The organism is Ciceribacter sp. T2.26MG-112.2 (assembly GCF_900492205.1).
GTDB lineage: Bacteria > Pseudomonadota > Alphaproteobacteria > Rhizobiales > Rhizobiaceae > Allorhizobium > Allorhizobium naphthalenivorans_A.
Window position 1 is genome coordinate 1 of sequence record NZ_UEYQ01000016.1, and the last position, 22,389, is coordinate 22,389.

A 22,389-nucleotide genomic window follows, 5' to 3' on the forward strand; every position below is an offset into this window, starting at 1 on the left:
TACATCCGCTACTACAACAATGATCGAATCCGGATGAAACTGAAAGGGCTGAGCCCTGTGCAATACAGGACCCAGCCCTTAAATCATTCCAGCCAATGAACCGTCCAAATTTATGGGGTCAGTTCACTGCCGATCCGGGTTTTTGTTTTTGAGCTTCAGGGACGGACGGTCAGTTGCCGGGCCCGCCCAGTGCCGTCCATTCCTTCATCACCTGGTCGAAGACAGCAACGCCCGCGGCGCCCTTGTCGAGCGTCAGCAAGGCGCGGCGGCCGTTGCGATAGCTGATCGGGATATCGATCCAGCCACGGGTCGCCAGAAGGTCGAGATTGGCCTTCATGATGTCCTCGAAGTCGTTGAGCGCCACCAGATAGGTGTCGTCGGTGACCTTGGCCGCGACGGCGACGAGCGGATCGCCGCGATCCTGCTCCGTCCGCTTCATGGCGATACGCTCCAGCTTGTCCACCGCCCCACCTTCGAAATCCGGCGGCACGGAGAATACCACCTCGATCAGATGGCTGGCCGGCAGCGAGCTGTCGGTGTTGCGCTTGATGGTGATCAGCGCGGTCAAGCCGCGATCCGGAATAGTGATCTTGCCCTGGATCTCTGGATTGGGCTTGCCGTCCTCGCCGGTTTCGCGCAGCGCGCTCCAGGCGATCGTGCCGGGCACGGCGGTCGGCGTGGTCTGGCCGAGACGTTCCTCATAGAGGAAGGCCCGCTCACCGTTCGCGGCCGGCGCCACGCTGTCGCCGGTGGAGGGAGCCGTGGTGGTCGGTGTGGCCGGCTGTGCAACCCCGGCATTGGTTCCAACCGCCGGCTGGTCGGTCGGCTCCACGGTCGAGGCGACATTCTGCTCGGAAACCGATTTGCCTTCGCTCGACGGACCACCCGCAGCGGTCGTGCCGGCGCCTTCGTCGACTTCCGTTCCGTCCGGCATGAGGCGCTGGGTGAACTTCTGTCCGGCGACCGATCCGTCGTCCGCAGCACCATTGGTCGGTTGACCCGTCTCGGCGGCCGGCGCGGGCGTGCCCGTTGCCGTCTCCGCACCATTGCCCGCTTCGGGCGCCGGTTGTTCGTTGACCGTGGCCGGCACGGTGTCCGTCAGGCCGCTGACATATTGGGTGATCTGATCGCGATAGGTCCAGGCGGCAAAGCCGCCGCCTGCGACCAGAGCGACACCCAAAAGGCCGAGCACGACCGGTGCATAATTGCGCCGCTCCTTGGGCTCGATGCGATAGGCACGCTGCTGGGTTTCGGCGAGGAAGGCGTCGACGTCCTCCACGCTGCTTGACGCCGGCGCTGCGTCCGCAGTCACAGGCTGCGGCCGAATGACCGTGTCGGCGACCGGCACGACAGCGGCCGCACCCTCATCGGCCGCAGTTTCCTTCGGCTTGTCATAATCGGCGAACCAGTCGGAAAAATCGTCGCTCGCCACCGGCATGTCCGTGGATGGGCCGTCCTTGGCCCCCGCGGACGGCAGAGCATAGGCCGTGCTGTCCCAGTCGAGGGCGTCGAGCGTCCCCGGTGCCGCAGGCTCGGACTTCACGCCAGTCACATCGCCGGACGGTGTGGCAAGCGCGTCGGCGTCGGCCGGTCGAGCCGGTTCGCTGCGCCAGGATGCGTCCGCGGGAAGCTCCCACGGCTCGTACGCCGCCGGCTGCACCGTTGCCGCTTCCGGCTCTGGCGCCACCGCCTGATCCTGTTCGGCACCGGCATCCGCCGCGCGCCTGGGCATCCAGTCGTCTTCGCCCGTTACCGGGATTTCGACCAGCCGGTTATAGGAGGGAACCGTGGGCGCAACCTCAACCGCTGGCGTTTCCGCCTCCGTCTCAAGCACTTCGGCCTGGGCTTCGGCTGCGCGCTGGCTCTCGCGATACTCTTCCGGTTCTTCCGCGGTAACCGGAGCGGCATAGCCTTGCTCCGGCTCGACCGTCGAAACGACATCGCGATCGGCGTCCGAATAGGCCGGGAACGCGGCCGGTGCGAGCGCCTCGACGGCCTCGACCGGCTCCTCGGCCCATCGAACGGGCTCTTCCTGAGGCGCCGGTTCGAACACATGCGCTGGCTGAGGCTCGGGCGCGGGCTGAAGTTCGGGTGCCACCTCGGCAATTTCCGGGGACGGCTCCACCTGTTCCGCCTCGAAGCGCCGTTCGGCTTCCGCATGGTCTTCCGGCTCGGCCTCTTCGGGCGCCGCCTGTTCGGGTTCGGCAGGCGCCGCCCAAGGATCGGGCTCTGCCGGGGCCGCTTCTGCCTGCCATGCCTCGGACGCTGTTTCAACCGGCCGTTCGGGCTCGACTGCGGCCTCTTCTGCCTGCTCGGCCGCCGGCTCCTGCCAGTCCTGCGCGATGGCAGGCTGAGGCGTCATCGCCTCCTCGAAGGTTGCGGCGGCCTCATCGTCCGGCAAGGCTTCGGCATGCTCCGCCTCGACCTCGAGGATCGCGGCGTCCAGCTTCGCCAGCTGCCGCTGCAGCATCTGCTCCGGCGGTCGCGGGTTCATGTTCTCCAGCTGCCGCAGCACGGCGCTGCGTGCCTTGTCATAGACCTTGGCACGCATCTCAGGTGTATTGTTCGACAGGCCGTCCACGGCACGCCGGATAACCGCAATGAAGTCAGCCATCAGCACTTTCTCGTTGTCGCCGGCGCGCGCCGGCTGGCAAAAGCTTAACGAAATCCAAGCTTAGTCTTCAAATGGATCAGTCACAAGTATGGTGTCGTCGCGCTCGGGGCTGGTGGAAAGCAGCGCCACAGGCGCACCGATCAACTCCTCGACCTGACGGACATACTTGATCGCCTGGGCCGGAAGATCCGCCCATTTGCGGGCACCGACAGTCGATTCCTTCCAGCCTTCGAGCGTGATGTAGATCGGCTCGACCCGCGCCTGCGCCGCCTGGGCGGCCGGCAGATAATCGATTTCCTGGCCGTCGAGCTTGTAGCCGACGCAGATCTTCAATTCGTCGAGGCCATCGAGAACGTCGAGCTTGGTGAGCGCGATGCCGGTGATGCCGTTGGTCGCTACCGACTGGCGAACCAGCGCGGCATCGAACCAGCCGCAGCGACGCTTGCGGCCGGTGACGGTGCCGAACTCATGGCCTTTTTCGCCGAGGAACTGGCCGATTTCGTCGGTCAGTTCGGTCGGGAACGGGCCTTCGCCGACGCGGGTCGTATAGGCCTTGGTGATGCCGAGGATATAGCCGAGCGAGCCCGGCCCCATACCGGAACCGGCAGCGGCCTGGCCGGCGACGGTGTTCGACGAGGTGACGAAGGGATAGGTGCCGTGATCGATGTCGAGCAGCGAGCCCTGCGCGCCTTCGAACAGGATGCGCGAGCCCTTGCGGCGCTCCTTGTCGAGCAGAACCCAGACCGAATCCATGAACGGCAGGACGCGATCGGCGATTGAGGTCAGCTCCTCCATGATCGTCTTGTGTTCGACCTCGGGCGCGCCGAAACCGCGGCGAAGCGCATTGTGGTGAGTCAGGATACGTTCGACCTTGCCTTCGAGCGCGTCGAGATCGGCGAGGTCCATGACGCGAATCGCACGACGGCCGACCTTGTCCTCATAGGCCGGGCCGATGCCGCGACGGGTGGTGCCGATCTTTGTGCCGCTATTGGTGGCCGCATCTTCGCGCATGCCGTCGAGTTCGCGGTGCAGCGACAGGATCAGCGTGGCGTTCTCGGCGATTCGCAGATTGTCCGGCGTCACCTCGACGCCCTGATCCTTGAGGCGGCCGATCTCGGCGATCAGCGCATGCGGATCGACGACGACGCCATTGCCGATCACGGCCTTCTTGCCGGGCCGAACGACGCCCGAGGGCAGCAGAGACAGCTTGTAGCTGATGCCGTCGATCACCAGCGTATGGCCGGCATTGTGGCCGCCCTGGAACCGGACGACGATATCCGCCCGTTCGGAGAGCCAGTCGACAATCTTGCCCTTGCCCTCGTCACCCCACTGCGAACCCACAACCACGACATTCGTCATTTCGAAATCCTGTCTATCGCGCAACAGACTGCGCCTTATCCAAACCCGCGCATCTATACTGTGTTGTTTTTGTGAAATCGACTCGTTATGCGGGCGAAATCGGCTTTTTGCGTGACAAAACGCTGCTCCTCGCCTATCTGATCCGGCGGATCAAAGCCTTAGCGCGCCCTCCCGCCCAACCTCCCGGTGCAATCCTGTGCTTCTCAGAGCCTATTTCTTTCTGACCGTTGCAACGCTTTTTTGGGGCGGAAACACCGTGGTGGGCAAGCTGGCCGTCGGCCATGTCAGCCCGATGGTGCTCAATTTTTCGCGCTGGTCCATCGCGCTGATCATCATCTGTTCGATCTCGGTGCCGCAACTGAAAAAGGACTGGCCCGAACTGAAGCGCCACTGGCTGCTGCTGCTCGGCTATGGCGCGATCGGCTATACCGCCTTCAACGGCTTTCTCTATACCGCCCTCAAATACACCAGCGCGGTCAACGGCGCGATCGAGCAGGGCGGCATTCCGGTGCTGATCTTCATCCTGAACTTCCTGCTGTTCCGCATCCCGGTCTCCGCGGTCCAGATCCTCGGCTTCGCCATCAGCTTCGTCGGCGTGGCGCTGACCGCAACCCGTGGCGATCTTGATGTGCTGCTGTCGCTGGCGCTTAATTTCGGCGATGCGCTGCTGCTGCTCGCGGTTGCCGCCTATGCCATTTATACGATCGCGTTGCGCTGGAAGCCGGCGATCCACTGGAAGAGCCTGATGGCCGCCTCCGCGCTGGGCGGCGCGCTGACCGGCCTGCCGCTCGTTCTTTGGGAAGAGGCCAATGGCACGATGATCCTGCCGGATCTCGCCGGAATGGGCATGATCGCCTATGCCGCCCTGTTCCCCTCGCTGATTTCGCAGGTCTTCTATGTGCTGGGCGTCGAGGGCATCGGCGCCAACCGGGCGGGCCTGTTCATCAATCTCGTCCCGGTATTTGGCACGCTTTTGTCACTCGCGGTGATCGGAGAGGCGCTTCAGCCGCTGCACCTGATCGCGCTTTCGCTGGTTCTCGGCGGTATCGCCATTGCCGAATGGGGCAAGCCCAGACCGACCGCCTGACGCGCTTCGCGCAAGACCTGGTGCCGACCGCAAGCTACCGCTCGCTTTAAGGCAGCACCCTGCACGCAATATGGTGCTTTTCCAAGCCCACCCAAGTGTCCTATCGATTCTCCTGATACTTGCGAGGGAGCCGACCATGGCCAAGCCATTCTTCTGGAACGAACTGAACACTGCCGACTTCGCCGGGCTTTCCCCCGACACCACCATCGCCATACTGCCGATCGCCTCGACCGAGCAGCACGGCCCCCATCTGCCGATCGCCACCGACGTCGCAATTGCCAACGGCATGCTCGCCGAATTGAAGAACCAGCGTCCGGACGATCTCGATTTCCTCGTCCTGCCGACCCAGGAAATCGGCAAGGCCAACGAGCACATTTACGGCCCCGGCACGCTGTCCTTCGGCCCGGAGATCCTGATCCCCGCCTGGACCGCGATCGGCTCCAAGGTGGCCGAGGCCGGCATCCGCAAGATGGTCATCGTCAACTCGCATGGCGGCAATGTCGACGTGATGAGCATCGTCGCCCGCGAACTCAGGGTGCGCCACCAGATGGCCGTGGTCTCCACCCAGTGGGGCCGCTTCGGCAATCCGGACGGCATGATCTCGGAACACGAGACCCGATACGGCATCCATGGCGGCGAGGTCGAGACCTCGCTGATGCTCCATTTCCGCCCGGATCTGGTGCGCATGGACAAGGCCGGGAATTTCGTCTCGCGCGCCGAGGAGATGAAGGCCAGTTCGAAATACCTGACCCCGCTGCCGCCGCATTCGCTGGCCTGGATCGCGCACGACCTCAACCCGAACGGCGTGGTCGGCGATGCCTCGAAGGGCACGGCGGAAAAGGGTGCGGCGATCTGCAGGCACCAAATCGCGGGCTTCATAGAACTCTTGCGCGACCTGACGCGCTATCCGCTGGCCAATCTCTATTCGCGCTGATCTTCGTCGCGCATCGCAAGGGCCCGCTCGCCCGGCTTCTCGCCCGCCGGTATATGGCCCTTGCCCTGCAGTTCGTGCACCAGACCCACCAATTCCTGCATCAGATACTCGACGAACAGGCTGGTCGCCGCATCGAGCGGCGCCCGCGCCCGGGCAAAGAGCTTCATCGGCTGGTGGCGCAACTGGCCCTCGAGCAGCGGACGGAAGACCAGTTCCCCGGCCCGGCACTCGCTGATCACGTCAAGCGGATTGAGCAGCGTCAGCCCCACCCCGCATTTGACCAGTTGCTTCATCAATTCGGATGAATTCGTCTCCAGCACCGGCTCGACCGGCAGCGGCACCGGTGCGAGCGCCAGGTCGATGATGTTGCGCAGGCTGGTGCCCGACTGCGCCAGCACCAGCTTTTCCTGCACCACATCGGCGAGATCGATCGGTCCCGCCTCGTGCGACAGCGGATGGCCGGGCGGCAGCACGACGCCGACCGGCACATCGAAATTGGCAAGCGTGCGAATGCCGGGGGTCGCTGGGATGTTGAAGCCTAGGCCGATGTCGACCTCGCCGGTCAGCACCGGGTTTATGGTCGTCGAACCGCCGTCATTGCGCAACTGGATGCGGACCCGCGGGTGCGATTCGAGAAAGCGCGCCAGGATTTGCGGCAGGGGACCAGCGGCCAGGCCCACCGTCGTCACCAGCGTCACCTTGCCGGCCTGCGGCATTTTCAGGCCGCGAATGCGGGATTCGAGCTTTTCGTAGTTCTTCAGCACGTCGCGGATATGCTCTACGCACAGCTCGCCGGCAGCCGTCAGGCGAAGACCGCGCGGCAGCCGCTCGAAGATCGGCGCCCCGAGTTCATCTTCGAGCGCCAGGATCTGCCGGTTGACCGCCGACGAGGCGACGTTGAGCCGCGCCGCCGCCTTGCGGATCGAGCCGCAGCGGACGATTTCATTGATGTATTGAAGCTTTCGGGAATGAAGCACCGGGTCACCATTGCATAATTTTTAATCGAATAGCATAAATTGGGCATCAACCTGCACAGCGGTGCAAAAAAGGCATCAATGCGGACGAATTTTGATGCTTTTCAAAGCGCAAGGCAACCGCTCAAATATGGAAAACGGAGCCCAATGGCGGAGCTTCGGCGAATGGACAGGGGAACTCGATCGACATGCGCGACACTCTCAGCAAGACCACCTTCCTCGCCCTTCTCGGGCTCGGAACGGCGCTTTCGGCACAGCAGGCCTATGCCCTCGACGAGGTCAGCTACGGCACCAACTGGCTCGCCCAGGCCGAACATGGCGGTTTCTACCAGGCCGTCGCCGACGGCACCTATGAAAAGCACGGACTCAAGGTCACCATCGTCCAGGGCGGCCCGAACGCCGCCAATCGCGCGTTGCTGATCGCCGGCAAGGTCGATTTCTACATGGGCAGCCCGCTCGGCGAGATGGATGCCGTCAAGCAGGGCATTCCGCTGGTCGACGTCGCCGCGATCTTTCAGAAGGATCCGCAGGTCCTGCTCGCCCATCCCGACCAGGGCATAGAGACCTTCGCCGACCTCGCCAAGCTCGATGCGATCTTCATGGGCAAGGACGGCTACGTCACCTATTTCGAGTGGATGAAGAAGAACTATCCAGGCTTCAAGGACGAGCAGTACAAGCCATACACCTTCAACCCGGCGCCGTTCATCGCCGATCCGAAGTCGGCCCAGCAGGGCTACCTGACCTCGGAACCCTATGAGATCGAGAAGCAGGCCGGCTGGGCACCGAAGGTCTTCCTGCTCGCCGACAACGGCTACAACCCCTATTCGACGATGATCACCACCACCGCCACTATGGTCGAGACCAAGTCCGACCTGGTCCAGCGCTTCGTCGATGCCTCGATCGAGGGTTGGTACAATTATCTCCACGGCGACAACAAGGCCGCCAACGATATGATCAAGAAGGACAATCCGGAAATGACGGATGGCCAGATCGAGTATTCCATCGCCAAGATGAAGGAATACGGCATCGTCGAATCCGGCGAAGCGCTCGACAAGGGCATCGGCTGCATGACCGAGGAGCGTTACAAGAAGTTCTTCGACGACATGGTCTCGATCGGCGTCCAGACCGCCGACCTCGACTACACCAAGGCCTTCACCACAAAGTACGTCTGCAAGGGCGTCGGAATGGCCCTGAAGAAGTGACACCGCCCCCTTCTCCCCCGCGGGGAGAAGGGCCGAGCGGATGCAAGGCGATGAGGGGGAGGCCGGAGGCCTTGCTGACGCCCCCCTCATCCGGTCCTTCGGACCACCTTCTCCCCGATGGGGAGAAGCGGGAATGCGCCGATCCCGACCAACAAGAAGCAATCAAGGCCCGAAATGACATCTCCAGACGCCGAGACGGCAACCTCCTCCGCCCAGAACGGCGCATCGCCGACCGACGCGCGGCACCGGCCGCTCGTCGTCATGGACCAGGTGACGAAAGTCTTTTCCAGCGGCACCGTGGCCCTCTCCGACATGTCGCTCACCGTCAATGGCGGCGAGTTCGTCAGCCTGCTCGGCCCCTCCGGCTGCGGCAAGTCGACGGCGCTCAGGATCATCGCCGGACTGGGCGACGTCTCGACCGGTATGATCGACTGGCCAAGCTCGCGCATCAATTCCAAGGGCCTGCCCGAAGGCGACATTTCCTTCGTCTTCCAGGAACCGACGCTGATGCCGTGGCAGACGGTGTTCGGCAATGTCCACCTGCCGTTGAAGCTCAAGGGCATTTCCAAGGCCGCGGCGCGCGACGAGATCATGGCGACGCTTGCGACCGTTGGCCTTGAGGATTTCGCCGAGGCCTATCCGCGCGAACTCTCCGGCGGCATGAAGATGCGCGTCTCGATCGCCCGCGCGCTGGTCACCCGGCCGAAGCTGCTTTTGATGGACGAACCCTTCGCGGCGCTTGACGAAATCACGCGGCAAAAGCTCAACGACGACGTTCTGCGCCTGTGGAAAGAGACCGGCATCACCGTCGTCTTCGTCACGCATTCCGTTTTCGAGAGCGCCTATCTGTCGAGCCGCATCGTCGTGATGAAGTCGCGGCCCGGCCGGGTCCATGCCGACTTTGCGCTGCACACCAGTCTGGAGCGCGACGCGCACTACCGCACCTCGGAAGAATATCGCCAGGCCTGCGAGACCGTTTCGGAAACACTGCTGGAAGCCATGGACGGAGAGGACGCACACTGATGGTTACGAGCCCCTCCTCCCCGATCGCGGCCAAACCCGTCGCAGCCTCCCGTTCGCGCGACACGCTGTTGAAGATCATCGTGCCGATTATCGTGGTCTTCACGCTTCTGTCCGCCTGGCAGATCGGCGTCGTCCTGTCCGGCGTTCCGCAATACATCCTCCCGAGCCCGATTGCCGCGGGCACCGCGCTCGTCACGGACTGGGGAACACTGGCGCCGGCACTCTGGGTCACGACCAAGATCACCCTTGCCTCGCTGGCGCTGGCGCTGATCGGCGGTGTCGGTATCGCCATCTTCCTCGTCCAGTCGCGCTGGATCGAGCTCGCCTTTTATCCCATCACCGTCATCCTTCAGGTGACCCCGATCGTCGCGATCGCCCCGCTGATCCTGATCTACGCGCCATCGACCCAGGTCGCGCTCCTGATCTGCGCCTTCCTCGTCGCCTTCTTCCCGATCCTGTCGAACATGGTGCAGGGCCTCAAAAGCGTCGACCACAACCTCTTGAACCTCTTCGACCTCTATGGCGCGACACGGCTCCAGACGCTGCTCTACCTTAAGCTCCCCGCCTCGCTTCCCTATTTCATGACGGGGCTTCGCATCGGCGGCGGCCTTGCCCTGATCGCCGCCGTGGTCGCCGAATTTGCCGCGGGCTCGGCCGGCGCCGGCTCGGGCCTCGCCTTCCGCCTGCTGGAGGCACAGTATCGACTGAACATCCCCCGCCTCTTCGCGGCCCTCTTCCTGCTGTCCTGCCTCGGCGTCCTGATCTTCGCGATCACCTCCTTCCTGTCCTGGCTCGCCCTGCATCGCTGGCACGAAAGCAGCCTCAAGAGAGAAAACTGATGCCCTTTCCCGCCTTATCCCTGCCCACCGCCGACCGCTATGTCCTGACGAACGCCACGCTGCCGGCCATCACCGTCGATGGCTTTGCCGGGCCGAGCGGCCGCGAAGGTCTGATCGATGCGGATATCGTTATTGCCGACGGCAAGATCGAAGCGATCCTGCCCGCCGGCTCCACGCCGACGGATATGCCGGCCACGGACCTCGCACAGGGCATGGCATGGCCATGCTTCGCCGACATGCACACCCATCTCGACAAGGGCCATATCTGGGACCGCCGACCCAACCCGACCGGCGATTTCGTCGGTGCGCTCGACGCCGTGCGCAGCGACCGTGAGGCCTGCTGGTCGGCAGCCGACGTGCGTGCCCGCATGGAGTTTTCGCTAAAGACCGCCTATGCCCACGGCACCGGCCTGATCCGCACCCATCTCGACAGTCTGCCGCCGCAACATCGCATTTCCTTCGAGGTCTTCTCCGAACTGCGCGATGCCTGGAAGGACAGGATCACCCTCCAGGCCGTCGCCCTCTTCCCGCTCGACATGATCACCGACGAGGCCTTCTTCGGCGACCTGACCGACGTGGTCGCAAGCCATGGCGGCCTGCTCGGCGGCGTGACCTACCTGATGCCGGATCTCGAAACCCGCCTCGACAAGCTGTTCCGCACCGCTTCCGAGCGTGGGCTGGACATCGACCTCCACGTCGACGAGACCCAGGACCACGAGGTCCTGACCTTGAAGACCATCGCCGAGGCAAAGATCCGCAACGGATTCGAAGGCGCCGTTACCGTCGGTCACTGCTGCTCGCTCGCCCGCCAGAACGACGAGCTGGCCAAGGCGACGATCGATGTCGTGGCAAAGGCCGGGCTTTCCGTCGTCTCGCTGCCGATGTGCAACATGTACCTGCAGGACCGGGCGCCGAACCGCACGCCGCGCTATCGCGGCGTGACGCTGTTCCACGAACTGGCGGCGGCCGGCATCCCGACCGCGATCTCCTCCGACAATACCCGCGACCCGTTCTACGCCTATGGCGACCTCGATCCGGTCGAGGTGTTCCGCGAAGGGGTGCGCATCCTCCATCTCGACCATCCGCTCGACGAGGCCGCGCGCGTCGTCACGCGGACGCCCGCCGACATTGTCGGCCGTGCCGACCGCGGGCGCATCGCCGCCGGCCTTCCCGCCGACCTCGTGCTGTTTTCGGCGCGACGCTGGAGCGAATTCCTTTCCCGTCCGCAGGCTGACCGCATCATCGTGCGGAATGGCAAGGGCATCGACCGCAGCCTGCCGGATTACCGTGACCTTGACCCGCTGATGAAAGACTGACCATGGCCGACTACCAGCAGATCAAAAAGGAACTCGAAGGCATTGCGGTCGAAGACAATCCGGCGCTCGTCAAACAGAAGAGCCGCGACTTCTATTGGTACTCGCCGATCCTCAAGGCCCAGCTCGACAATGTCGTCGGAGACCTCGTCGTCTCGCCGAAGAGCGAAGAGGAAGTCATCCGTACGCTGAAGGTGGCTTACGCCCACGGCGTGCCGGTCACGCCGCGCGGTGGCGGCACCGGCAATTACGGCCAGGCCATGCCGCTCTCCGGCGGGATCATCCTGAACCTGATGAACATGAACAAGATCAAGGCGATCCATCCGGGTCGGGTGATCTGCGAACCGGGCGTCATCGTCTCCGAACTCGACAAGGAGACCAAGGCCCATTCCGGCCAGGAGCTGCGCTTTCATCCCTCGACCGCCCAGACCGCGACGATCGCCGGCTTCATCGCCGGCGGCTCCGGCGGCGTCGGCTCGATCACCTGGGGCGGCTTGCGCGACCTCGGCAACATCCTGCGCCTGCGCGTCGTGACCATGGAAGCGGAACCGCGCGTGCTCGAACTTTCGGCCTGGGACCTGCAGAAGGTTTCCCACGCCTATGGTACCAACGGCATCATCACCGAAGTCGAGATGCCGCTCGCCCCGGCTTACGACTGGGTCGACGTCATCGTCGGCTATGACGACTTCATGGATGCAGTGCGTTTCGCCGATGCGCTCACCCATCGCAACGGCATTCTTCTGAAGGAAGTCGCGCCGATTGCCGCCCCCGTGCCTTTTGAGTATTTCACCCGCCACAAGCCCTGGCTGAAGGAAGGCCAGTCGGTCGTGGTGCTGATGGTTGCCCCGCATTCGATGGAACCCTTCGCCGCCTATGTCGAGAAGATGAAGGGGGAAATCCGTTTCCGCTCCGACACGGTCGACAGCATGAAGGGCATACCGCATGCCTATGAACTGGCCTGGAACCACACCACGCTGCGCGCCCTGAAACTCGATCCGGGCTTCACCTATCTGCAGGTCCAGTATCCCGGTCCGGACCATGTCGAGAAGGTCGGCAGAATGGTGGAGATCTTCGGCGACGAGGTGATCGGCCACCTCGAGTTCATCAAGTTCGACGGCGCGATCCAGTGCTCGGGCCTGCCGCTGGTGCGCTACACCACGCCGGAACGGCTCGAAGAGATCATCAGGATCCACGAGGACAACGGTTGCCCGATCTTCAACCCGCACCGCTACACGCTGGAGGAAGGCGGCATGAAGCAGACGGACACGGTTCAGCTCGCCTTCAAGAAGGAAACCGATCCGAAGGGCCTCCTGAACCCCGGCAAGATGATCGCCTGGGACAATCCCGATTTCGACTTCAAGGCCGGCAAGAACTACCTCTTCCCCGGTCTCCAGGCATTCATGGAGACCTGATACCGCCACGACAGACAGAACATCCGAAGGTACTCCCGATCGGGGCTGACAAACGGCCTCGACGCATGGAAACGACCATGGTGGTCAAAGGCCCGGCTATGGCGGCGGGCCGCTGATCATCGGGACAAACGGCGCGGAAAATTTTCACTCAACGCTCGGCGGCATTCGGTGCCGGGCCACGACATGGAGCTTTTCAACACGATGCGCGTACTTGTCCTGCATTCCCATCCGCTCGACGAAAGCTATGGCCGGGCGCTCTATCGCCAGACCTGCGAGAGCCTGACCAAGGCGGGCCACGAGGTCGATGGCTGCAATCTCTATGAGGAAGGTTTCGACCCCGTCCTCTCCGCCCACGACCGCACCGTCTACCACGACTATCCGGAAAACACCGTCCTGGTGAAATCCCATGTCGAGCGGCTGAAGGCGGCGGAAGCCCTCGTCATCGTCACCCCGGTGTGGAACTTCGGTTTCCCCGCCATGCTCAAGGGCTATTTCGATCGCGTCTGGGTCAAGGGCGTGTCGTTCGACCTGGAGGACGGCAAGCTGACGCCGACGCTGCGCCACATCCGGAAGCTGGCCGCGGTGATGACCTATGGTGCGACGCCCTGGCGCGCCTTTCTGGTCGGCAATCCACCGAAGAAGATCGTCACCCGCGTGCTGCGCGCACAGATCAAGATCGGCGCGCCGGTGAAATATCTCGCCCACTACGACATGAACAACTGCACCGAGGAGACACGAGCGGCTTTTCTCGCCCGCGTCCGCAAGGTCATGGAAGACTTCTGATCATGAAAAAGCCGGCCCCCCTCATGGGGAGCCGGCCTTTTGCACGAAGCTGGGCAGCGAGGGGGTTACTGGCCAGCCGGTGCGGGGGTCGTGGACGGAGCAGGAGCGGCCGGGGCAGCCGGAGCGGCATCGGTCGAAGGAGCCGGCGTTGCCGGGGCAGCCGGAGCCGGAGCGGCATCGGTCGCGGGGGCAGGATCAGCCGGTGCCGAGCTGGTAGGAGCGGTGACGTCTACGTCAACCGAATCGCCGTTCAGGGAGAAATCGGTGAACATGAAGACGGCGCCGATGCCGAGTGCGACGGCAACCAGAAGGGCGACAGCCCAGCCGGCACCGCTGCTGCGGTCATTGTTGACGACCGTCGCTCCACGGTCCGCCGGGGTTCTCGGATCCTGCGGATGGACGGGACGGGTGGTGTTGGTCTGATAATCGGTCATGTCAGGTCTCCTCGGTTTCAGCGCCCGAGATCGAGCGCGTGGGTCGGATCGGGGAAAAAGCGCGGCCCCACCCGACGAATGTTCAGTCTGTTCTCAGGGATCGGACGCGGTGCGAATACATCGACCGGCCGATTGGTTACGACATCCTGCGGTTCCTGTTGAAGCGCCGCCTCCACCCTCCATCCTGCGGCTTGCGCCTCCGGCTGGAGTACGACCGCCTCTTCAGGGCGATCGCTGGATTGACTTGCGGCCTTCACCGAAAGGGCGACGGAAAGACCGATGACTAACGCACTCAGTGCGAGGACCGACGTTTTCATCGCCCGCTCCTTGATCAGGGTTATCAGAATGTCAGAATGTTGGTGGATGCCGCCGGGCAGCTATGCGCCGCCCGGCATCATCATTGATCGTTACTCGACGACCTGGACGACCACATGAGTCTGCGGGTCGACGATGACTCGCTGATTGTTGACCACGGCATAGGAATAGGTCGGGTCTTCGGCGACCGGGGTCAGCACGACCGTTTCCGGGATCGGCTTGCCGACGACGATCGGCTGTTCGATCACGACGGTTTCGGTCGGAACAGGCTGCTGGCGGACATAGGTCACGACCTGGGCCGGCGGCGGAGCAACGGCAGTGCCGGCAATGGCGCCAACGACGCCCCCGACGGCCGCGCCGACCGGACCACCGACGATCGCGCCAGTCACGGCGCCACCGGCAGCACCCGTGACGGTGCCTTCCTGGGCGATGGCAGGGACAGCGATCGAGCCGAGCACGATGGCGCTAACTGCAAGAATCTTCGTCTTCATGGCGGTATCCTTTCTTGTTGATGTGCCATTGACCGTAAGAACTTGCGGGGCTCCCTTTTGTTCCTGAAAATACCCTTCGAATGGTGGGGGAAAATCCGCGCGTCGGCACGGAAATGTCCAGCAAGCAGCCGCCAGCAGGCATTCAACGCCGCAAATGCGGGCGTTTCAGACGAGTTTTGCCGCCGTAACCTCGACCTCGACGAGAAACTCCGGCCGGGTGAAGCCACCGACCACGATCAGTGTCGATACCGGCTTCGGTTCCAGCGTGTACCGGTCCCGAACCGCCATATAGGCCGCGAAGTCCTCCCGCCGTGTAACGAAGCCCGAGATCCGGACGACGTCGGCAAAGCTCATCCCGGCCTCCTCCAGAATGGCCTTGATCGCCTCGAAGCACAGTTCCGCCTGGCCGGTCACATCGTCAGGAATGCTGTCATCGGGACGAATGCCCAACTGGCCCGACGTCACCAGAAGGCTCGCGCCCGGCGGTACGAGCAACCCGTGATTATATTGGCCGAAGGGAGGGCGAACGGATGGCGGATTGAAGACGCGTTTCATCGTGAAGAAAGGCCCTTGGACATCGGGTGGACGGTGCAATCAGTTAAACGGCAAGCGACGGCGCTTGCAAGGCCGCGGCGACCGATCATCGCCTCGACAGGCTTTGCCTCCCCGGGTCGTATCCGCGAACTCGACCGAACATCGGCTACCCCTCCAACCCGTCCAGCATACGATACCAGGCGATCGTGACGCCGACACCAAGCGCGCGAAGCGAATGAAACGGGATTGGGCGGATCGGCGTCAGTGGAAACGGCAAGGCAGCCGGATCGCCACTCTGGATGTAATCGACCAGACGGGGCCCGAGCGCGGTCATCAATCCGACACCCCGTCCCTGGCAGCCGGCAACGGCCAGCAGGCCCCTTTCCGGTTCATGGACATGCGGGAAGTGGTCCGGCGTCATCGCCACGCGACCGAACCAGCGGTGCTCGACGGTCACGCCCTCAAGCGCCGGAAAGAGCCGCACCATCGCCCTTTGCAGATGGACCCAGTCGGCTTCGCTTTTCGGCTCTGCCATCCGGCCACGCCCGCCCAACACCAGGCGGCCGTCCGGGCTCTTGCGGTAATAGACCACGATACGGCGACTGTCGGAAACGGCCTGCCCATGCGGCAGGATGGTCTCCCGCAGGTCCGGCGGCAAGGGCGCGGTGGCGATCTGAAAGGAATGCAATGGCAAGAGGCTTCGCGCCAGCCCCGCAACGAGCCGGTCGGAATAGGCATTGGTGGCGACCACGACCGAGCGGGATGTGACCGGATATCCAGCCGAGGTATCGACCAGCCAGTCCGCCCCCTCGCTCCGCAACCCGATCGCTCTCGTTGCCGTGGCGATCCGGGCACCGGACTGGGTCGCCAGACGTGCCAGTTCGAAGACGAAGGCAAGCGGATCGATGGTCCCGCCGCGGCGATCGAGCCAGCCACCGAGATAGCCGCTCGCCCCGGTGAGCAGCGCCACTTCCGCGCCGTTCAACAGCATCACATCGGCGCCCCGCGCCCGCCATTGACGATTGCGTTCCTCGGCGGCCGCAAGGGCCGCCGGCGTATGGGCGGCCTGAATCCACCCGGACCTGACATGTTCGACGTCCAGCCCCTCCGTCTGGATCAGGTCGAAAACCGCATCGGCGGCGCCCGCGGCAAAATCGATCAACGCGCTGCCTCGGGTTTGGCCGAAATGCTGCAGCAGCCAGTCCGGATCCTGTTTCAGGCCGGCAATGACCTGTCCGCCGTTCAGGCCGGATGCCCCCTCACCCAGTTCGCGCGCCTCGATCACCCGCACAGAAAGGCCCCTACGTGCCGCCGCATAGGCCGTCGAAAGCCCCAGCAGGCCGCCGCCGACGACGGTCAGGTCGACGCGCTCCGGCGAGGATATCGGCTCGCCGGCGAACAGGGCGCGCGGGGGCCGCCGCCAGAGTGGCTGCGAAAAATGCAACGGGGTCATGCCAATACGTCCTGAAAAATGCCTTCAAAAATCAGCGGGCATGCTGGACCGGGCAAAGGCCAAAATCAATAAAATTTTAGGGAGTATACGGAGGGTCGACTACAGTTCAGGATGGTTCCCGAGCGGCGCATCCGGCAGTCTCCAATCGATCGGATCGAGCCCCCGCGAAACGAGGAATTCGTTCGCCTTGGAGAAATGCCGGCAACCGAAAAAGCCGTTATGGGCGGATAGCGGCGAGGGATGCGGCGCCTTCAGCACCAGATGGCGCTTGCCATCGACGAAAGCCGCTTTCTTCTGCGCATAGGAACCCCAGAGCATGAAGACGACATTGTCGCATTCGTCGTTGACGGCCCGGATGACCGCATCGGTGAAGCGCTCCCAGCCTCGGCCCTGATGGGCGCCGGCGCGCGCCTCCTCGACGGTCAACACGCTGTTGAGCAGCAACACGCCCTGTCGCGCCCAGCTCTCGAGGAAGCCATGGGACGCGCGCGGTATGCCCAGATCGCTCTCCATCTCCTTGTAGATGTTGACCAGCGACGGGGGAATGCGCACGCCGGGCCTGACGCTGAAGCACAAGCCATGGGCCTGTCCCGCGCCGTGATAGGGGTCCTGGCCGAGAATGACGACCCGCACGCGAGAAAGCGGCGTCAGGTCGAGGGCGCGGAAATACTCCGCACCCTTGGGAAAGATACGCTTGCCGTCGCCTTTCTCGGCAAGCAGGAACTCCCTGAGCTGGCCCATGTAAGGACTTGCGAATTCCGGCCCGAGCACCCTCTTCCAGCTTTCCTCGAGACGAACATCAGAAGCGTTCATTGCCGCAACGTGCCTTTTCCGTTTAGATGATCGCGGACGATTGAAAGCCAGAGACCACGGCTGTCAAGTCCGGCCTCGGGCGACATGGAGAATTCGGTGGGGAACGACAGGTGACGGCTCTTGCGATACTTTGGCAGCGCCATCGCCTGCTGCTCGGCGGTTTCCTGGGCGCGACGCTGATCGCCTTGTTTTTTGCCGCCCGCTTCCTGCTTTCCGTGCTCTACTGGAGCGACCCGGCCCACCGCAACCAGCCGCTCGAAGGCTGGATGACGATCGGCTACATCGCCCATTCCTACGAGGTGCCGCGCGACCGCTTGATCGAGCTCCTCGACCTTCAGCCGCCGGACAATCAGGACCGGAAGACACGGCCGACGCTCGAGCGGATCGCCCGCGAACGGGGCCAGCCGCTCGACGCATTGGAGAAGGACATCGAGGCCGCGATCGCACAGCTGCGTGCCGAAGAGCAAGTCAGATGACGGATCAGTTGCTGGCGCTCCTGCCCATCTACGGCCTGCCCCTGCTCGCTGCCGTCACCGGCTTGAGCTGCCTTGGCCTGCCGCTTCCGGCCTCGATCGTCATGATGCTGATGGGTGCCTTCGCCGCCGCCGGCGACTTCAACCTGACCGCGGTTTTCTTGACGGCGCTTGGCGCGGCGGTGCTCGGCGACCAGACGGGCTTTGCCATCGGCCGGCTGGGCGGCGCCACCATCGTGTCGCGGTTGGCAAAAACCCCGGCTCGACAACAGGCACTCGCCAGCGCGCAAGAGCGGATCAACACCCGTGGCGCTGTTGCCGTTTTCCTCACCCGCTGGCTGCTCGCCCCGCTCGGGCCCTATGTCAACCTGCTCGCCGGAGCCACGGCATTCTCCTGGGCGCGCTTCACCTTCTACGGCGTGGCCGGCGAAGTTTTCTGGGTCGGCGGCTATACCAGCCTCGGCGTGACCTTCAGCGACAATGTCATGACCATTGCCGAGATCGTCGGCGATCTGAGCGGTTTCCTCGCCGCCGGCGTGATCGCGCTCTACCTCGGCTGGCGCATCCTCCGCATCCTGCGGTACAAGGAAGGCAAGGCCTAGCGGCGCTCGTGAAGCGCCTGGCGCCGCTCCACGACTTGGCGCGCGTCTGACGGGAGGCTATGGTTGCCGAACTGTCATATGCCGGTGCTATGCCGGAGCGCCCCCGCCATGAGGATGTGCCATGACTGTCTTGTTCTGGATCTGCGCAATCGCCCTTTGTGTTCATCTGCTCAGCATCCTGATCGTACTGATACGCAAGAAGCGGGCGGAACCCGATGCGACCTGGACCGTCCGCCCGGCCGTCACCATTCTCAGGCCCTTGTGCGGGCGCGAAAACAATCTGGCCGAGACGCTTGCCTCGACCTTTCGCCTCGACTGGCCCGACTATGAAGTGGTCTTTTGCGTCGCGTCAGCCAACGATCCAGCCATCAAGATTGCCCGCGACTGCATGGCAGCGCACCCGGACAGGGCCTCGCGGCTGATGGTCGGCGAGGACGTGTTCAGCGTCAACCCGAAGATGAACAATCTGATCAAGGGTTGGCGCTCGGCCCAGCATGACTGGATCGTCATTGCCGACAGCAATGTGCTGATGCCGCCCGACTACCTGCAACGGCTCTTCGTCCGATGGACAACCGGGACCGGTCTGGTTTGCTCGCCGCCGATCGGCGCAGCCCCCCAGGGCTTTGCAGCCGTTCTCGAATGCGCCTGGTTGAACAGCTTCCAGGCGCGCTGGCAATTGCTGGCGGATGCCATCGGGATCGGCTTTGCCCAAGGCAAAACCATGCTGCTCAATCGTCAGGTCATGGCGCGCGCCGGCGGTTTCGAGCGCCTCGGCGAGGAAGTGGCCGAAGATGCGGCCGCGACGGACCTCGTAAGAAGCCTCGGCCTCAAGGTGAGGCTGGTGACCGAGCCCTTCGACCAGCCGCTCGGCCGGCGCACGCTCATCACCGTGTGGGGGCGGCAGCTGCGCTGGGCCCGCCTGCGCCGCTCGTCCTTCCCGCTCTTCTTCCTGCCCGAACTTCTCGCCGGCGGCGCGCTGCCGATCCTGACGCTTGCCGGCCTGACCGCGGCCGGCATCTGCTCGCCGCTGACCTTCATGCTCTACGTGCTCGCCTGGTATGGTGGCGAGATCCTGCTGACCCGCGCTTTCCATTGGCACATGGGACGCCTGACGCTGCCCGCCATGATCCTTCGCGATCTCGCTTTGCCAGCCCTCTGGATCACCGCCTGGTTCGGCGATGGCTTCGTCTGGCGCGGCAACCCGATGACCGTCGCCTCGGGCACGCAGGACAGGGCGCCGGCCACCGTGCGCATCCGCCGCATCGTCGACAAGACGAAGGAACGCGCCAAGGCGTTTACGGCGCTGCGCCACTGACCCCGACCGACGCCTGACGAAGACCGCCCCCTCCGATGGATGAGAACGTCGGGTTCGGCGGTCAACCCATGCGCAACGGGAACGGTGTCTTCGCACCGCCCCCGCCCGCAGGGAGGTTTCCGTCAGATCGAACCGGCGCCCATCTGTTCGGCGATGTAGTCTGCTTGCCGGATCGCCAGCGTCACGATGGTGAGCGTCGGGTTCTCCGCGGCCCCGGTGGTGAACTGGCTGCCGTCGGAGACGAACAGGTTCTTGATGTCGTGCGTCTGGCCATGCTTGTTGACCACGCCGTCCTGCGCCTTCTCGCTCATGCGATTGGTGCCGAGATTGTGGGTCGACGGATAGGGCGGCGTCGGGAAGGCGCGGGTTGCCCCCACAGCCTCGTAGAGCTTGACGCCCTGGCTGTAGGCGTGATTGCGCATGGCCTCGTCGTTCGGGTGGTCGGTGAACCACACATCCGGGATCGGCATGCCGTATTTGTCTTTCAGCTCGCCATGCAGCTTAACCGCATTCTGCTCCTGCGGCATGTCCTCGCCGACGATCCAGAGCCCCGCCATGTTGGCATACTGGTCCATGGCCGAGGCAAACGACCGGCCCCAGCCACCCGGATCGAGGAAGGCCGCCATGAACGGGATGCCGAGCGCCAGCGTCTCCAATTCGTAGCCGCCGACGAAACCGCGCGACGGATCATGCCTGGCCTCGTCGCGGATGATGCCGGCCATGGTCGTGCCGCGATAGAAATGCACCGGCTTTTCGAACACCGCATAGACCGAACCTGTCGTATGGCGCATGTAGTTCTTGCCGACCTGACCGGAGGAATTGGCAAGGCCGTCGGGGAACATCGAAGAGTGCGAGTTGAGCAGCAGGCGCGGGCTTTCGATCGAATTGCCGGCGACGCAGACGATGCGCGCCTTCTGGCTCTTCATGTTGCCGTCCTTGTCGGCATAGACGACGGCCGTCACCTTGCCCGACTTGTCGTGCTCGATCTTGACGACATGCGAATTCGGTCTGACTTCCAGCTTGCCGGTCGCCTCGCCCTTGGGAATTTCGGTGTAGAGGGTCGACCACTTGGCGCCCCATTTGCAGCCCTGGAAACAGAAGCCGGTCTGCTGACAGCTGTTGCGGTCGTCGCGCTGCGCCGAGTTGATCGCCATGTTGCCGGTGTGGCAGTCCTTGTAGCCGAGCTTGTCGGCACCGGCCTTGAGGATCTTGAAATTGTTGTTTCCGGGCAGTCCTTCGATGCCGTTGGTGCGGGTCACGCCCATCTTGTCCTCGGCCTTGGCGTAGTAGGGCTCGAGATCGGCAAGGGTGATCGGCCAGTCGAGCAGGTTGGCGCCCTCGACCTTGCCGTAATTGGTCAGCGCCTTGAACTCGTGCTCCTGGAAGCGCAGCGAGGCGCCGGCCCAGTGGGTGGTGGTGCCGCCGACCGCCTTGACGATCCAGGCCGGCAGGTTGGGGAAATCCTTCGCCACGCGCCAGCCCCCGCCGGTGGTGCGGTTGTCGAGCCAGGCGAGTTGGGCAAAACTGTCCCATTCGTCGTTGATGAAATCCTCGACCTCGTGCCGGCTGCCGGCTTCGAGAATGACGACGTCGATGCCCTTCTGGGCGAGTTCGTTGCCGAGCGTGCCACCGCCCGCACCCGAACCGATGATGACGACCACGCTGTCGTCGTTGAGATCATAAGGCGCTGCCATGATTTCCTCCCAGGAATGTCAATTCGGCATTTTCGGAATAGGCCGCCGTTCCCATCCGCGATGGGCCTCCTTAGGCGGCTATGCTGTCTCTTGGGCCGGCGTCAGAGCCATTCGATGTCGTCGAAGCCGCGCTCGATATAACCGCCCTTGGAATAGGACTCGCCCTCGTAGCCGAAGATCGGCCACAGCTCCTTCTGGTTATAGAGGCTGACGACGAGGTCGCCGCGCACCGCCTGGAAGAAGGGCGTCGTCTCGATATCGCGCAGGATGGCCACCCGGTCGTCCTCCCAGCCGAGGCCGCGATAGCCGCCCGGACCGGCCCGCTTGTCGAGATCGGCGATGCCATCCTCGATCAGCGTCTTGTGGGCCTCGTCCTTGCCGGCGCGATCGTCCTGGCCCTTGACGGCGATCGCGTAGAAGCGGTCGGCCAGTTGGTCGTGCGGATAGATGTCGCGGGCGAGCTTGATCAGCGTCGCCATGGTCTCGGGTTTCAGCGCCTTGGCCTCCAGCGCCCAGGCGGCCTGCGGACAGATCACCGCCGAGCCGCTGATCACCAGCAGCGCGCCGACGCTGCCGCTGCGCTTGAGCAGGTCGCGGCGGGAAATCCCATTCGATTTTTCGTAAAGCGTAACCACGTCAGTCTCCTCCCAGGGTCATGTGGCATGGTCGACGGACCGTTCTCCTGCCGGTCCGTCGTCGGGCGGCGCGGCGGCCGCGCCCTCCCC

The 22,389-nt window shown here is 63.9% G+C and carries 23 protein-coding genes; 12 read left to right on the forward strand and 11 right to left on the reverse strand.

What is annotated here, in order from left to right; genetic code table 11:
* On the forward strand, positions 1 to 99 hold a 99-nt coding region (locus tag DYZ14_RS17980), incomplete at its 5' end, for an IS3 family transposase (RefSeq protein WP_154721963.1).
* A gap of 70 nt (positions 100 to 169) precedes the next feature.
* On the opposite strand, the gene DYZ14_RS17985 is transcribed toward DYZ14_RS17980, so the two are convergent.
* Positions 170 to 2,614: a hypothetical protein gene (locus DYZ14_RS17985; RefSeq protein WP_154721964.1), complete on the reverse strand. Its 2,445-nt coding sequence runs from the start codon at positions 2,612 to 2,614 to the stop codon at positions 170 to 172.
* A 60-nt stretch (positions 2,615 to 2,674) separates the two neighbouring features.
* A complete protein-coding gene (locus DYZ14_RS17990) occupies positions 2,675 to 3,973 on the reverse strand; it encodes an adenylosuccinate synthase (RefSeq protein WP_115669609.1) in 1,299 nt (432 codons plus the stop codon).
* 196 nt (positions 3,974 to 4,169) lie between these two features.
* Between DYZ14_RS17990 and DYZ14_RS17995 the strand changes: the two genes are divergently transcribed.
* Both DYZ14_RS17995 and DYZ14_RS18000 read left to right on the forward strand, forming a co-directional pair.
* Positions 4,170 to 5,060 (forward strand): DMT family transporter, encoded by an 891-nt coding sequence (locus DYZ14_RS17995; protein WP_154721965.1) that lies wholly within the window; start codon positions 4,170 to 4,172, stop codon positions 5,058 to 5,060.
* Between the two features lie 136 nt (positions 5,061 to 5,196).
* A complete protein-coding gene (locus tag DYZ14_RS18000) occupies positions 5,197 to 5,994 on the forward strand; it encodes a creatininase family protein (RefSeq protein WP_154721966.1) in 798 nt (265 codons plus the stop codon).
* On the opposite strand, the gene DYZ14_RS18005 is transcribed toward DYZ14_RS18000, so the two are convergent.
* Positions 5,982 to 6,971 (reverse strand): LysR family transcriptional regulator, encoded by a 990-nt coding sequence (locus DYZ14_RS18005; protein ID WP_154721967.1) that lies wholly within the window; start codon positions 6,969 to 6,971, stop codon positions 5,982 to 5,984. The two genes, DYZ14_RS18000 and DYZ14_RS18005, sit on opposite strands and share 13 nt — an antisense overlap.
* Positions 6,972 to 7,156: 185 nt before the next feature.
* Here DYZ14_RS18005 and DYZ14_RS18010 point away from each other — a divergent pair, with 185 nt between their 5' ends.
* The 6 genes from DYZ14_RS18010 (at position 7,157) to DYZ14_RS18035 (ending at position 13,540) form a co-directional block, all read left to right on the forward strand.
* Positions 7,157 to 8,170 carry an ABC transporter substrate-binding protein gene (locus tag DYZ14_RS18010; protein WP_154721968.1) on the forward strand — a complete coding sequence of 338 codons (1,014 nt, stop codon included), beginning with the start codon at positions 7,157 to 7,159 and terminating at the stop codon, positions 8,168 to 8,170.
* A 174-nt stretch (positions 8,171 to 8,344) separates the two neighbouring features.
* The gene (locus DYZ14_RS18015) at positions 8,345 to 9,193 is read left to right on the forward strand and encodes an ABC transporter ATP-binding protein (protein ID WP_154721969.1); all 849 of its coding nucleotides are present in this window, start codon (positions 8,345 to 8,347) and stop codon (positions 9,191 to 9,193) included.
* Positions 9,193 to 10,032: an ABC transporter permease gene (locus DYZ14_RS18020; protein ID WP_154721970.1), complete on the forward strand. Its 840-nt coding sequence runs from the start codon at positions 9,193 to 9,195 to the stop codon at positions 10,030 to 10,032. Before DYZ14_RS18015 ends, DYZ14_RS18020 begins: the two co-directional genes overlap by 1 nt.
* Entirely contained in the window at positions 10,032 to 11,348 is a 1,317-nt protein-coding gene (locus tag DYZ14_RS18025) for a cytosine deaminase (RefSeq protein ID WP_154721971.1), read from the forward strand. The genes DYZ14_RS18020 and DYZ14_RS18025 overlap by 1 nt, the downstream gene beginning before the upstream one ends.
* A 2-nt stretch (positions 11,349 to 11,350) precedes the next feature.
* On the forward strand, positions 11,351 to 12,757 hold the full coding sequence (locus DYZ14_RS18030) for an FAD-binding oxidoreductase (protein WP_154721972.1): 1,407 nt from the start codon (positions 11,351 to 11,353) through the stop codon (positions 12,755 to 12,757).
* A gap of 201 nt (positions 12,758 to 12,958) precedes the next feature.
* Entirely contained in the window at positions 12,959 to 13,540 is a 582-nt protein-coding gene (locus DYZ14_RS18035; protein WP_154721973.1) for an NAD(P)H-dependent oxidoreductase, read from the forward strand.
* Between the two features lie 65 nt (positions 13,541 to 13,605).
* On the opposite strand, the gene DYZ14_RS18040 is transcribed toward DYZ14_RS18035, so the two are convergent.
* From DYZ14_RS18040 to ung, 6 genes are all read right to left on the reverse strand, one after another.
* The gene (locus DYZ14_RS18040) at positions 13,606 to 13,974 is read right to left on the reverse strand and encodes a hypothetical protein (RefSeq protein WP_154721974.1); all 369 of its coding nucleotides are present in this window, start codon (positions 13,972 to 13,974) and stop codon (positions 13,606 to 13,608) included.
* A gap of 17 nt (positions 13,975 to 13,991) precedes the next feature.
* Entirely contained in the window at positions 13,992 to 14,291 is a 300-nt protein-coding gene (locus DYZ14_RS18045; protein ID WP_154721975.1) for a hypothetical protein, read from the reverse strand.
* Positions 14,292 to 14,381: 90 nt separating this feature from the next.
* Complete coding sequence (locus DYZ14_RS18050) at positions 14,382 to 14,780, reverse strand: DUF1236 domain-containing protein (RefSeq protein ID WP_154721976.1); 399 nt, start codon at positions 14,778 to 14,780, stop codon at positions 14,382 to 14,384.
* Positions 14,781 to 14,945: 165 nt separating this feature from the next.
* Positions 14,946 to 15,335 carry a RidA family protein gene (locus DYZ14_RS18055; protein ID WP_115669620.1) on the reverse strand — a complete coding sequence of 130 codons (390 nt, stop codon included), beginning with the start codon at positions 15,333 to 15,335 and terminating at the stop codon, positions 14,946 to 14,948.
* 145 nt (positions 15,336 to 15,480) lie between these two features.
* On the reverse strand, positions 15,481 to 16,767 hold the full coding sequence (locus DYZ14_RS18060; RefSeq protein ID WP_154721977.1) for an NAD(P)/FAD-dependent oxidoreductase: 1,287 nt from the start codon (positions 16,765 to 16,767) through the stop codon (positions 15,481 to 15,483).
* Positions 16,768 to 16,866: 99 nt separating this feature from the next.
* The gene (gene ung / locus DYZ14_RS18065; RefSeq protein WP_154721978.1) at positions 16,867 to 17,580 is read right to left on the reverse strand and encodes a uracil-DNA glycosylase; all 714 of its coding nucleotides are present in this window, start codon (positions 17,578 to 17,580) and stop codon (positions 16,867 to 16,869) included.
* Positions 17,581 to 17,690: 110 nt separating this feature from the next.
* Here ung and DYZ14_RS18070 point away from each other — a divergent pair, with 110 nt between their 5' ends.
* From DYZ14_RS18070 to DYZ14_RS18080, 3 genes are all read left to right on the forward strand, one after another.
* Positions 17,691 to 18,056 (forward strand): hypothetical protein, encoded by a 366-nt coding sequence (locus tag DYZ14_RS18070; protein WP_154721979.1) that lies wholly within the window; start codon positions 17,691 to 17,693, stop codon positions 18,054 to 18,056.
* The gene (locus DYZ14_RS18075) at positions 18,053 to 18,655 is read left to right on the forward strand and encodes a DedA family protein (RefSeq protein ID WP_154721980.1); all 603 of its coding nucleotides are present in this window, start codon (positions 18,053 to 18,055) and stop codon (positions 18,653 to 18,655) included. The genes DYZ14_RS18070 and DYZ14_RS18075 overlap by 4 nt, the downstream gene beginning before the upstream one ends.
* 121 nt (positions 18,656 to 18,776) lie before the next feature.
* Positions 18,777 to 19,970, forward strand: coding sequence for a ceramide glucosyltransferase (locus DYZ14_RS18080; RefSeq protein WP_154721981.1), 1,194 nt, complete (start codon positions 18,777 to 18,779; stop codon positions 19,968 to 19,970).
* Positions 19,971 to 20,092: 122 nt separating this feature from the next.
* Here the strand turns inward: DYZ14_RS18080 and DYZ14_RS18085 are convergent, their stop codons facing one another.
* Both DYZ14_RS18085 and DYZ14_RS18090 read right to left on the reverse strand, forming a co-directional pair.
* The gene (locus tag DYZ14_RS18085) at positions 20,093 to 21,664 is read right to left on the reverse strand and encodes a GMC family oxidoreductase (RefSeq protein WP_154721982.1); all 1,572 of its coding nucleotides are present in this window, start codon (positions 21,662 to 21,664) and stop codon (positions 20,093 to 20,095) included.
* A 101-nt stretch (positions 21,665 to 21,765) separates the two neighbouring features.
* A complete protein-coding gene (locus DYZ14_RS18090) occupies positions 21,766 to 22,299 on the reverse strand; it encodes a twin-arginine translocation signal domain-containing protein (RefSeq protein WP_115669628.1) in 534 nt (177 codons plus the stop codon).
* Positions 22,300 to 22,389 lie beyond the last annotated feature (90 nt).